The 12188-nt window shown below is 26.1% G+C and carries 13 protein-coding genes; 8 read left to right on the top strand and 5 right to left on the bottom strand.

The window, feature by feature from the left end:
* Positions 1-31: 31 nt before the first annotated feature.
* On the bottom strand, positions 32-604 hold the full coding sequence (locus KQI36_RS12885) for an anti-sigma factor domain-containing protein (RefSeq protein WP_216451212.1): 573 nt from the start codon (positions 602-604) through the stop codon (positions 32-34).
* Between the two features lie 144 nt (positions 605-748).
* Here KQI36_RS12885 and KQI36_RS12880 point away from each other — a divergent pair, with 144 nt between their 5' ends.
* Positions 749-2308 (top strand): hypothetical protein, encoded by a 1560-nt coding sequence (locus KQI36_RS12880; protein WP_216451211.1) that lies wholly within the window; start codon positions 749-751, stop codon positions 2306-2308.
* 40 nt (positions 2309-2348) lie between these two features.
* On the opposite strand, the gene cls is transcribed toward KQI36_RS12880, so the two are convergent.
* A complete protein-coding gene (gene cls, locus KQI36_RS12875) occupies positions 2349-3806 on the bottom strand; it encodes a cardiolipin synthase (protein WP_216451210.1) in 1458 nt (485 codons plus the stop codon).
* A gap of 474 nt (positions 3807-4280) precedes the next feature.
* Here cls and KQI36_RS12870 point away from each other — a divergent pair, with 474 nt between their 5' ends.
* The gene (locus KQI36_RS12870; RefSeq protein WP_216451209.1) at positions 4281-5150 is read left to right on the top strand and encodes a YitT family protein; all 870 of its coding nucleotides are present in this window, start codon (positions 4281-4283) and stop codon (positions 5148-5150) included.
* Between the two features lie 139 nt (positions 5151-5289).
* Here KQI36_RS12870 and KQI36_RS12865 read toward each other — a convergent pair whose 3' ends face one another.
* Both KQI36_RS12865 and KQI36_RS12860 read right to left on the bottom strand, forming a co-directional pair.
* Positions 5290-6369, bottom strand: coding sequence for a YfcC family protein (locus tag KQI36_RS12865; protein ID WP_342357391.1), 1080 nt, complete (start codon positions 6367-6369; stop codon positions 5290-5292).
* 20 nt (positions 6370-6389) lie between these two features.
* The gene (locus KQI36_RS12860; RefSeq protein ID WP_216451207.1) at positions 6390-6998 is read right to left on the bottom strand and encodes a hypothetical protein; all 609 of its coding nucleotides are present in this window, start codon (positions 6996-6998) and stop codon (positions 6390-6392) included.
* Between the two features lie 524 nt (positions 6999-7522).
* On the opposite strand from KQI36_RS12860, the gene KQI36_RS12855 reads away from it, so the two are divergent.
* The 4 genes from KQI36_RS12855 to KQI36_RS12840 all read left to right on the top strand — a co-directional run bounded on the left by KQI36_RS12855 (position 7523) and on the right by KQI36_RS12840 (position 10349).
* Positions 7523-8647 (top strand): deaminase domain-containing protein, encoded by a 1125-nt coding sequence (locus KQI36_RS12855; protein WP_216451206.1) that lies wholly within the window; start codon positions 7523-7525, stop codon positions 8645-8647.
* A gap of 161 nt (positions 8648-8808) precedes the next feature.
* A complete protein-coding gene (gene truA / locus KQI36_RS12850; RefSeq protein WP_216451205.1) occupies positions 8809-9546 on the top strand; it encodes a tRNA pseudouridine(38-40) synthase TruA in 738 nt (245 codons plus the stop codon).
* 152 nt (positions 9547-9698) lie between these two features.
* Complete coding sequence (locus KQI36_RS12845; RefSeq protein WP_010293927.1) at positions 9699-9980, top strand: zinc-ribbon domain-containing protein; 282 nt, start codon at positions 9699-9701, stop codon at positions 9978-9980.
* A gap of 9 nt (positions 9981-9989) precedes the next feature.
* Positions 9990-10349: a DUF2085 domain-containing protein gene (locus KQI36_RS12840; RefSeq protein WP_216451204.1), complete on the top strand. Its 360-nt coding sequence runs from the start codon at positions 9990-9992 to the stop codon at positions 10347-10349.
* Positions 10350-10445: 96 nt separating this feature from the next.
* Here KQI36_RS12840 and KQI36_RS12835 read toward each other — a convergent pair whose 3' ends face one another.
* A complete protein-coding gene (locus KQI36_RS12835) occupies positions 10446-10631 on the bottom strand; it encodes a hypothetical protein (RefSeq protein ID WP_010293925.1) in 186 nt (61 codons plus the stop codon).
* Between the two features lie 299 nt (positions 10632-10930).
* On the opposite strand from KQI36_RS12835, the gene KQI36_RS12830 reads away from it, so the two are divergent.
* Entirely contained in the window at positions 10931-11506 is a 576-nt protein-coding gene (locus KQI36_RS12830) for a nucleoside recognition domain-containing protein (RefSeq protein ID WP_199869246.1), read from the top strand.
* Positions 11507-11523: 17 nt separating this feature from the next.
* Entirely contained in the window at positions 11524-12045 is a 522-nt protein-coding gene (locus tag KQI36_RS12825; RefSeq protein ID WP_216451203.1) for a spore maturation protein, read from the top strand.
* Positions 12046-12188: the final 143 nt, after the last annotated feature.

The raw sequence follows: 12188 nt of genomic DNA, 5'->3' as shown, positions 1-12188 counted from the left end.
AGAAGCAGCTTAATAAATATTAAGCTGTTTTTTATTGATCAAAATCACCGGTATTATTATTTATAGTTACTACAAAATTATTTTTTTCCGCATGACTTACAAATGTATTAAGGTCTAATGGTAATTCTGTCTTATTATTTGATACAAATACTAAGACTTTTCCAATGTAATACCCATTAGGAATTGAAATCTTTTTTTCTTTTAAAGCTTCATCAAATAGTATAATAAGGCCATCATTTAATGTATTTCCAAGCACGTTGGTATTGTTAATTAGTTCTATTCCTTCAGCATCTTTAGAAGATACATTAGATATTTTACCAGAGGATGTAACTTCAAATCTCACATTAGAATTAAAATCAGCAATTACAACATATTTAGTAGCAAATTGAGTATAAGTTAAAATACTAGCTGAAATTATACCTATTAAAAGAAAAGATATAAGAAGTTTTTGAACTAAAGTTTTCTTTTGAATTACAGTTCCTGTATATATATTGCCCATTTTAGGATTTATGTTATTTCTTTTTACAGTTATAAATTCTTTATCTTTAGTAAGAAGATATACTTTATTTTTTTCGATATTAATTATTTTACCTGTTCTTTTCATAGATAAATCCTTTCAAATTTATAAATTAGAATGTTAATTTTGAATTAACTAATTATAATAATATCATATAATTGAACATATATAAAACAGAGAGTATAATAAAAGTTAGAAAATACAGAATTTTGAAAATTTGGAGGCGGGGAGATGAAAAAAAGGAGAATATATATAGGAGGGTTAGTATTATTAACGGGGATAATTTTGATTCTAAATTATATAACAAGTTTAGGATATTATAAGAGTCCTCCATCTAAAATTTGGAGTAAAGAAGTAATTGTAGGCGAGGGAGTGGTAAAAAATCCAGCTCCAATTCTAAAAGATGAAGAAAAAGTAATAGTGGGATATGACGATAAGGATAAGTTGAAGATTAGCATTACAGATAATGTAGGAAAAATTATTGATGAAAAAGCTTATGATATAGATGAAGATTTTATAATGGGCACATCACTTTGTAAGTCTAAAGATGGCTATTGGTTTAGTTTTACATCAACCAAAAATTCTGTAGGATATATGGAAACTTTAATTTTAGATGAAAACTTTAATAAAAAAGATAGTAAAAAAATTGAAGATGTAATAGAAATGAAACAACTAGATGATAATTTAATTTTAATTTGTACAAGTGATAAAATAGAAGTTATAAATACAAAGACAGAAGAAATAAAAGCGTTAGATGAAAAAGGTGTATCTATGCTATCCGCTGTAAAGTTAAAGGATAAATATCTTATAACTTTTTTAGAAAAACAAACTAATTTAAAAGCTATTTTATTTGAAAATAACCAGTTCAATACAGCAAAAAATATAAAAGAACTTCCTAAAATGCAAAATGTAGTTTATTCTAACATGGCATGTTCTGCAGATGATAAATATGGATATATACTACTAGAAGAGGAAACTAAAGGCGTTTTTTCAGGTTCAAAACTTATAAAGTATGGATTAAATAATGATGAAGTTGATATATCTAGATTAAGGGTGAATAACAGTGAAGAAATATATTATAATAAAGGTTTCTATTCAGAAAAAGGCGCGAGATTTTTAGCTACTACTCCTAGACTATTTGGTAAAAAAGATTATCAAGAAAATATAATAGATTATATTATAAATGACGGAAAAGTAAAAGAATTTTCTTACGTAACTAGACTTAGAGAACTTTGTATTTACCCATATATAAATGATGATATTGCATCATTTGTAAGTTTTAAAAATGATAAAAAATTTAATATAAATATAGCATCTACTAATGAAGATTTTAAAAAATTTAATAATGAGTCAAGAAAAGAAGAATATTCTCAGGCGTTAATAGCAACAGTTCAAGGAATAGCTTATTCATTTTCATATTTATTTGTATTAGCAATAAAATGGTTGATACCGGTTTTTGTAATTGGTGGTATAGTTAGCTTTTTTGATTATAGCTTTACAAAAGAAAAGAGAGCTAAGAGTTTTATTATTTTAGCATGCTTTGCAATCATTGCTAAATGCTATGCAATAATAACAACAGTGTATGGATCCTATAAAATGTTACTTCCTCAATTTATATCTAACACTATAGTTGGAACTATATTATGCTTAATTATAGGTGTTTTAAGTTATGGATTAGGTTATAACTTTTATAAAAAGGACACAGAAATACTTACTTTAATACCATTATCACTATCTTTAATTATTGATTCAATTATAACATTGCTAATTTTTGTACCATATATGACATAAAATAAAAAAGGTATAAGGCTTATAAAAACCTTATGCCTTTTTATAACATAGGTGCTAATAGTCTAGAAATTGCTTCCTTAACTTTTATTATTAAAGGACGTTCAGCATAATGCTTATTAGTAAGATACGTAGAATTTTCGATATCTTTTAAAAATATTTTTTCTAAGTCTTTAGTAGAATCCTCATCATAAATCATAGCATTTACTTCAAAGTTAAGTTTGAAACTACGCATATCTAAATTTGCAGTACCAACAGTACATAACTTACTATCTATAGCTATAATTTTACTATGAATAAATCCATTATTATATGTGTAGCAATGCACACCTGCTTCCATAAGCTCCCAAGCATAAGACTTAGTAGCCCAATAAACAAACATATGGTCTGGTTTACAAGGAATAATAATTTTAACATCAATCCCGGAAAGAGCAGCTAGTTTTAGAGCTGTAAGAATACTGTCATCAGGAATTAAATATGGAGTTTCTATATATATATTTTTTTCAGCTCTACTAATCATTTTTAAATATGAGTTTCTTATAGCTCCCCATTGAGAATCTGGTCCGCTAGATATAATTTGAATAGGTTTATTACCTATATATTGGTTCTTAGGAAAATAATTTTTACTCATAGAAAAATCATCTTTGTTAGATGCAAATCTCCAATCAAGTAAGAATCTAGTTTCTAATGTAGCTACAGCATCACCTATTATATAAAGGTGAATATCACGCCAAAAACCTATATTTTCATCTTTTCCTAAATATTCATCACCAATATTTAATCCACCTATAAAACCTTCCACACCATCAATAATACATATTTTTCTATGGTTTCTGTAATTTAGTCTTAAATTTATATAAGGGATAAATGGTGGAAAAAAACAGACCACTTCTCCACCAGCTTCTATTATCGGGGTGAAAAATTTTTTAGGGAGCCATATGCAACCCATTCCGTCATAAAGCACTTTTACTTCTACACCGCGTTTAGCTTTTTCTGTTAAGATACTTACAATTTTATTTCCTATTTCATCATCACGAAAAATATAATATTGGATGTGAATAAAATTTTTAGCATTTTTTAAAGAAGCAATTAATTTGGGAAATTTTTCTTCACCATTATTTAATATTTCAACATCATTATTATGTGTAAATATAGCATTGTCAGTAGTTAGATTTAATTGAATAAAATCTCTATACTCATTTAAAAAATGATTATTTCTTACTAAATAGTCATTTTTAAGTATGGTATGTTGAGCTTGAATTGTTGGTATTAAAGCTTCTTCCTCTTCTTTTTTATAGTGGAAAAACTTTTGTTTTCTTAAATCTTGACCTAAAAATAAATAAAGAATAAAACCTAAAATAGGTATAAAGAACATAATCATTATCCATGTCCATGTGCTATTCGGGTTTCTTTTTTCAAAAATTATAAGAAGTATTGCTAAAAAAATATTTATTATATATATGAATGTTATTATGTTTTTAAAAATAGCAACAAAGCTCATAAAAAACCTCCTTTAAATATTATTAATATAAAAGTAGAAAATTAGTTATTCTATCTAAAAACAGTGACTATTTATTAATATATAGCGTTAAATTATGAAATTAAATATATAAGAGGTATAAAACTTTTTAAATTATCTAGTAAATTAAAGATTACTTGATTATAAATCATACTATAATATAGTTTAACTCTATTATAGCTTGAATATAATTGAATTTGAACAAATTATAAATTATTTGATAAATGAATAACTTTAAAATTTAGATTAGAACTCTATAGTATATTCAAAAAAGTATATTTGTCTATTGACAAAGTAGTAAAAAAGTGATAAAAATATGAAATGCACTAGAAATTTTAAGATTATTAAAAAAATAGTGACTTAAAAAAATAATTTAAATATTTAAAAATGATAATGTTTACATTGCTTAGCGAATATGTTATAACAGATGAGGGGTTTTAGATGGAGGGAAAACGTATGTTAAAATTTATTGAAAAACAAGACATTAAAGATTACTTAAAAATAATGATAGGAATTACATTAACAGCAATTGGAATCAATGTATTTTTCAAACCTAACCAATTAGTTATAGGTGGACTATCAGGCCTGGGCATTGTCATAGAACATGTGGCTAATATTCCTATATCGGTAACTAATATTTTAGTTAATATACCTTTATTTATTTTAGCAATAAAGCTTAAGGGGAAAGCATTTGCAGGAAAATCAGTATTCGCGGCACTTTATTTATCTGTGGCACTTACATATACAAGCTATTTACCACCACAAGAAGGTTTAGATATGATGCTTGTAAGTATATTTGGATCTGTTTTACTAGGGTCTGGAATAGGAATTGTATTAAAAATACCAGCAAGTACAGGGGGATCAGATCTTGCTGCAGTTATAATTAATCATTTCTTTAAAGGTATCCCAATAGCTAAAATTATGGCTTGTTGTGATACAATAATAATCATATGTGGTATTATGGTTTTTGGTATAGAAAAAGGATTGTATGCAATAATAGCAGTGTACATAATTTCTACGGTGGTAGATAGAATAGTAAGCGGTGGTAGCGCTTCAAAGACTGTTCATATAATTTCACAAAAGTCACAAGAAATTTCAATTGCATTAATGAAATCATTGAATAGGGGGGTTACGGGACTTCAAGGTACAGGTATGTATACTAACGAAGATAAAAAAATACTATTTGTAGTTTGTGATCAAAAGGAACTTGTAATTCTTCAGAATATTGTTAAAGAAATAGATGATAAAGCATTTTTAACAATTACAGATATAAAAGAGGTATATGGTAGAGGTTTTACTCAGCCTAAATTTGAAATTGAAAAATAAAGTTTAAAATAAAAAGCACAAATCTATCTTAAGATAAGTGCTTTTTTTATTTGATTAATCATCAGAATCAATATCTTTTTTTGAGATTGATATAACAACAAAATTTACTAAAGAAATAAAAAGTCAAGATTTATTAATATTATTTATATACAAACATAGCTAATACTAAAAGTCCAAGAGTAATAATAAATGTTAGTGCTACAAGTTTCCATACAAATTTCAACCATTTTTCATATGGTACTTTAGCTATAGCTAATGCAGCCATGATAACTGGACATGTTGGTGCAAATAAACTTAGTATTCCATTTGCAGATTGATAAGCAGTTATTACTATATGTCTTGCTACACCAGAAAAGTCTGCTAAAGGTGCCATAATTGGCATAGTAACAGTTGCAAGACCAGAAGTTGATGGAATTAAAAATGACATTGGTAAATAAAATAAATAAGTGAATATAGTGAATCCTACAGAGCCTTTTCCTTGAAGACAAACTTCACCTAAATGTAAAACTGTATCAGAAATATGTCCTGCATTCATTACAACAGTAATACCTCTTGCTAAGCCTATTATCAAAGCAACCCCTAATAGATCACGTGCACCGTCTATAAAGATATGTACAAATTTTGATTCTCCGTTTTTGGCGATTACAGAAATAAGTATACTAGATACAAGGAATAGTCCTGAAAGTTCACCAAACCACCAGCCTAATGTTGGAATCAATGTAATACCTAAATCGCTAAATGGAATAATTCCAATTACCATTATTAAAAATGTTAATCCAAATATAGCAAGTATAAGTTTTCTTGTACCTGTTAATTCAGGAATTTCTCTTTCTTTTTCATCACCAAGGAAATGTTCTTTATGCTCATCGTATAAATGATAAATCAATGACTTAGTTGGATCTTTTTTTACCATTTCAGCATATTTCATAGTCCAGAACATACCTAATCCCACAAGGATAATAAGAAGAGCTATTCTAAGTCCAATTCCTTCTCCCATGGAAATACCAGCAAATTTGCAGGCGATACTAACAGCAAATGGATTAGTTAAAGATGCTATAGTTGCCATTCCTGAACCTAACTTTATAACAGCAACAGCTGTAATTGCATCATACCCAGCGGCGATAAATACTGGAATCAATATTGGAAAGAATGCAAGTGTTTCTTCATCCATACCAAAGGTTATTCCTCCAAGTGTAAAGAAGAACATTATTAGAGGTATAAGCCATTTTTCTTTTCATTCTAGTTTCTTACAGCTAATTTTTTACCTATTTCTATTATTTTTCTAATATAGCGAGATGAAATATCCTTTACTTTTTCATCATAATATCCAATGCCACGCATTATTTCAATAAGGCTACTCATGTCAATAAGACTACACTTTAAATCTATTATAGTGTTAACTTCACTAGGAACTTTATCAACTTCACCAGGAGTTACAGCAATATTACAAGGTTCATATTTACCTATACCTGGATAGTAAGGTATAAATTGAATGTGATCTATTCCTAAATTTTTAAAATGGTCTATTAAGTTATAACTGGAGTCTTTTGCATCGTTTACAATAAGTACTTTACTTTCTTTGTTTAAAAAAAGAAGCTTATCAATATTACAGTAGTTTAAAGTTTTATTAGCTATAATCCATGGAATGTTATTTAAGTTTATATTTACAGCATCATATATAGGTTTGCTAGAAAAAACAATAAGATCTCCGTAAATAGGTTCATTAATAGCCTTTTCATATATAGCATAGCTTTTAATGGTGGCAAACTCACTAAAATACTCTTCTAATTGACTATGTAAAAACATTCTTGTACTTTCTGTACCAGTGATTAAAATTATATTTTTCAATACTCTCACCTCTAAATTGTTTGATAATATATAATATTATATTATCATGAAATTTTAAAAACATTTCTTTATTGAAAATATTATATATTGTTATAATTTTATGAATTGGATAAAGGATTGTATTTATTATAATGATAATTAAGAACCATTAAAGGAATTTAAAATATTTTCATACAAAATGTAGTGTTGGATTCTAAGTAATTGTGAGAATGTATTATCTTTTTAGGTATGTAAATTTTGAAATAGAAAATTTAAAACTTAACTTGGAACCCTATAAAATTAAAAGATATTTATTTTTATAAAAATTTGATATGATATAAGTAACATATGTTTAGTAATTTAAAATAAAGCTAAACTTTACAACATTAGAGCTATTTAATTAGATTTACATAGAGCATAAACTATTAGTATTAGAGAAAGTGCTAATCTTGCTGGATATAGCACTTTTTTCTTTGAGTTTAAATTAAGTAATTAAAATACTTTACATATAATTAAAATAATGGGGTGAATTCAATACAAGAAATATGATATCAAAGAAGATAAAAAAACAACGAATAGACATTAGTAATATAAATGAGTTTAAAGACGCATTAAAAAAAGAAGGATATAAAATAAATGAATTTGATGAAGATAGATTTAAAGTAGAAGTTGCAAAAATTTTTGAAGTTGATAATAGTTTAATAGAGAATTTGTATACAGGTATTAGTGAAGATGAGATTACCTATAGAGTAGATGATATTAAGGATTTAATTGACTATATAAACAAAATGATATTATTTGAAAATCAACATAATAAATTGTATAAAAAGATAAGTATAATAAAAAAGATAAACATAGATAGAATTGAATATGAAAGAGAAGCTAGTATTCAAGATGATGTTGGTAATATGATGAATATAATAAAAAGAACATCAAATAAGATATCTGGATTGATAAGTAAAAAAGAAAAAATTAAATTAGAAAAATTAGAAAGAGAATTGGACAAAGAATATTTATACGCAAAGGATATTGAACTACTAAAAAAAATGATACTTATTAAAAAAGAAAATGTAAAAGAAAAATATAATGCTAAAACTAAAATTAAAACAATATCTATAGAAATGCCTGAAAAAATAAATTGTGATTATATTAAAGCAAAAAAAGGAACTGTAGAGTATCATGAATATTTAACTAACAACATACCAAGAATGGAAAGATTAATAAAAAATATAAATAAATATATGAAAGTTGATGAAAAAGAAAATACAACATTTAAAATAAACCAAAGTAAAACTCTACAGGATTCTATAAATATAGCAGTAGCTACATATAACGGCAAAGAATTTAAAGCAATTAGTGGAAGTAACGAGATAACAAATTATTGCAGTGCACCATCACTAGAAAAAACAATTTTTAAAAGCAGTAAAGTTAATAAATTAGGTGAAATAGGAATAGGATATGATAGAGTTAATGATAGTGAAAAAAAGATACTTGAAGAGATACATAAACAAATAGAAGAAAAAAAATTAGAGAATGAAGGTAATCTTACTTTATATAGTAAGTGGGAACCATGTCCAAGCTGTTATTCTGTAATTAATCAGTTTATGAAAAAGCATCCTTATATAGATGTACAAGTAAAATATAGTGAAAAATATAGTAAAAAATCATAAACATATTAGTAGCTAAGTGAATGAAAGATTAAAAAATATTTTTCTTAATTAAGGGTAGGAATTCATATTAGGATGAAAAGTTAAAGTGTATATGTGTACAACTAAATGTGTTATACTACTTTTAGCTTAAAAGAAAGATATGAAAGTTAGGAGAAACGATTATGAAAAATTTTAAAATTACAATAGAATATGATGGTAGCAGATATAAAGGATGGCAAAGACTTCAAGATAATGAGAATACAATTCAAGGTAAGATAGAGAATGTGTTAACTAAGTTATGTGGACATAACGTTCAGGTTGTAGGTTGTGGAAGAACTGATGCAGGTGTTCATGCAGAAAACTATACAGCTAATTTTTATACAGACTGTATGTTAAGTGAAGAAATGATAAGTGATTATCTTTATGAATTTTTACCAGAAGATATAGTTGTTAAAGATATAAAAGAAGTAGGTGAAAGATTTCATTCTAGATACAATGCAAAATCTAAGACTTATGTTTATAAAATAAATAATGGTAAATTTAGAAATGTTTTTGATAGAAAATATATCTATCATATAGATGAAAAGTTAGATTTAGATGCAATGAAAAAGGCTAGTGAAATGTTAATAGGTACTCATGATTTTCAAAGTTTTACAACTTTAAAATCAAAAAAGAAATCTACAGTTAAAACTATTAACTATATAAATATTAAAAAAGATAATGATTATATAGAAATAGAAATAAATGGTGATGGGTTCTTATGGCATATGGTAAGAATAATTGTAGGAACGCTTCTAGAAGTTGGAAAAGGAAATTTAAAACATAATGATGTTGAAAAAATATTAAATATGAAAAAAAGACAAGATGCAGGTCCAATTGCACAATCAAAAGGATTATTTTTAAGAAATGTTGAGTATTAGGTTATAAAAAACAGTTTTTCATAAAAATACAAAAATATAAAATATTTGACTAAAGATGCAAAAAAAAGTATAATTTTGTTGACTTAATTTTACAAAATATTAATTTAAAAGCATACTTTTAAAAAAATGTATGGCTTATAAGGGGGATAAATATGTTTTGCAAAAATTGCGGAAAACAAATTAATAATAATGCTGAAATATGCATTCATTGTGGTGTTAGAGTAGCACCGAGTAGACCGCGGAGTGTAGATAATCCATCACATTTAGCGGGTATTGTATCATGCTGTTTTCCTATAGTTGGATTAATTTTATATTTTTTGTGGAAGGATGATAAGCCTAAATCATCTAAACTAGTTTGTAATTGGATGTTAGCTGGTATTATAGTATGGGTTACAATTTATTTAGTTTGCTTTATCTTAAGTTTTACTATTTAAAGTGATTTTATGGAAAAAATATTAAAATATATGTTTTTTTGTCACAGAATGCCGGAGCGATCATTTTTTTTGAAAAACAAACAATTCCCTATATGTGCTAGATGTACAGGGATATTAGTAGGATATTTTATAGGAATAATATATAGCATATTAACTAAGAAAATAAATTTTTTCTTATTATTTATATTTATGATACCTATATCAATAGATGGAATAGGTCAATTATATGGTTATTGGAATAGCAATAATATAAGAAGATTTTTAACAGGGATATTAGCTGGCATTGCAACTATACAATTTATACATATAGCTATAATTTTAGGGCTGAGAAGTGGAAATATGGTTCAAAACTATTTGAATAAAATTTAGATTTATATAAAAAAGAGGCTAAATTAATTTAGTCTCTTTTTTATATATTAAAAATTATTCCTATAGTATTCATAAATAACTTAATACATTAATAAACTATAAAATACCTTCTTCTTTTAATAACACTTCGATATCTTGAAGTTTTTTATTTAATTCTAAAAAGTTTTTTTTCACAAAATCCTGAGAAATATTACTTGTTTTAATACTTTTTTCTAATTTTTCAATAGTATTTAGAGCTTCGTCAATATCTTGTTGAGCTAATTGTAATTTGTTTTCTTTCATAAAAAATCTCCTTTAAAAAAGTCATATAGGGAAGCAAGCTCCCATTTAGGTTTATTCAATAATATAGAATAGCATTTACTCTTATAATAAAATGTTAGCATCTTAAAAATACAATTTCAAGGTAAAAGAACTTAAAAATTTTTGTATAGAAAGATAAAATAATGAATTTAAATAAAAATTAGACATATATATTTACTATGTTTTTTTATTATTAGCGAAAAATATGAATTATAATCTTTAAAAATAATTAAGTTAGTAGTTTATTATGTAAAATCAAGAAAAGAAAGGGGAATTTCATATTGATAAATGTAATATGGTTTGTAATTTTAGCTATAGGAATTATTTTTGGATTGGCAAGTGGTGATGGAGAAATAATATCAAAAGCAATTATTTCAACTACCAGTTCCACAGTAGACTTAGTGATAGGGCTTGTAGGAATGATGTGTCTTTGGTGTGGAATAATGAAAATTGCAGAGAAAAGTGGTCTTACAAATAAACTTGCTAAAATACTTACACCTATATTAAAAAGAATATTTAAAGAAGCGTCAAAGGACGAAAAAGCTATGGGTGCAATAGTTATGAATATAACAGCCAATATGTTTGGACTTGGAAATGCAGCAACTCCTTTTGGAATAAAAGCTATGGAAGAAATGGACAAGTTAAATAAGGAAAAGGGAACAGCAAGTAATGACATGATTTTATTCTTAATCTTAAATGCTGCATGCATACAATTAGTTCCTACCACTGTAATATCTATAAGAGCAGCAGCAGGCTCATCGAATCCTGGTGCAATAATAATACCTGCAATAATCACAACATTTTCTGCATCTGTAATAGGGGTTATACTTTGCAAGCTATTACAAAAATATTTTTAGTTTAAAGGAGAAATTTTATGTTTGATTATATTATTAAAGCAATCATTCCTATAATAATAATATTAATAGTAACTTATGGAATGATTAAAGGTGTTAAAGTTTATGAATGTTTTATAGAAGGAGCAAAGGAAGGATTAAACATATGTCTTAGAATATTTCCTTATTTATTAGCTATGCTTATTGCCATAAATGTGTTTAGAGCATCTGGTGCAATGGACTTTTTAATTTCAATTATAAAACCAGGTGTAGATAAAGTTGGAGTGCCGGCAGAAGTGGTACCATTAGTTCTTATGAAACCACTATCAGGAAGTGGAGCTATAGGGATTTTTACTGATATCGTAAATCAACATGGAGCAGATAATTTTATAGGTATATGTGCATCTATTATAATGGGATCTACAGAGACTATATTTTATACATTAGCAGTATATTTTGGAGCAGTACAAATAAAAAAAATAAGACATACATTATGGGTTGCTTTACTTGTGGACATGTGTGCAGTACTTATTGCAGTAAATGTAGCTAGAATATTAATATAGAATATAAATAAAAAAGGGGAGAATATCATAACTAAAGGTCAGAGTATGGATAGCTCTCTTTTTTTACATGTAATTTTCTTAATATATTATTAATGGTAAGAAAAATTTAAAGGGTTATTCAGAAAAATATAAAAGAAACTCTA

Origin of the sequence: Clostridium senegalense (assembly GCF_018916625.1) — a bacterium.
Lineage (GTDB): Bacteria > Bacillota > Clostridia > Clostridiales > Clostridiaceae > Clostridium_J > Clostridium_J senegalense.
This window is presented reverse-complemented; position numbering and strand designations above follow the sequence as displayed.

Excerpts from the sequence above, each read along its gene's own strand:
- KQI36_RS12885 (WP_216451212.1), bottom strand. The coding sequence starts at position 604 with ATGAAAAGAACAGGTAAAATAATTAATATCGAAAAAAATAAAGTATAT.
- KQI36_RS12880 (WP_216451211.1), top strand. The coding sequence starts at position 749 with ATGAAAAAAAGGAGAATATATATAGGAGGGTTAGTATTATTAACGGGG.
- cls (WP_216451210.1), bottom strand. The coding sequence starts at position 3,806 with ATGAGCTTTGTTGCTATTTTTAAAAACATAATAACATTCATATATATA.
- KQI36_RS12870 (WP_216451209.1), top strand. The coding sequence starts at position 4,281 with ATGTTAAAATTTATTGAAAAACAAGACATTAAAGATTACTTAAAAATA.
- KQI36_RS12855 (WP_216451206.1), top strand. The coding sequence starts at position 7,523 with ATGATATCAAAGAAGATAAAAAAACAACGAATAGACATTAGTAATATA.
- truA (WP_216451205.1), top strand. The coding sequence starts at position 8,809 with ATGAAAAATTTTAAAATTACAATAGAATATGATGGTAGCAGATATAAA.
- KQI36_RS12845 (WP_010293927.1), top strand. The coding sequence starts at position 9,699 with ATGTTTTGCAAAAATTGCGGAAAACAAATTAATAATAATGCTGAAATA.
- KQI36_RS12840 (WP_216451204.1), top strand. The coding sequence starts at position 9,990 with ATGGAAAAAATATTAAAATATATGTTTTTTTGTCACAGAATGCCGGAG.
- KQI36_RS12835 (WP_010293925.1), bottom strand. The coding sequence starts at position 10,631 with ATGAAAGAAAACAAATTACAATTAGCTCAACAAGATATTGACGAAGCT.
- KQI36_RS12825 (WP_216451203.1), top strand. The coding sequence starts at position 11,524 with ATGTTTGATTATATTATTAAAGCAATCATTCCTATAATAATAATATTA.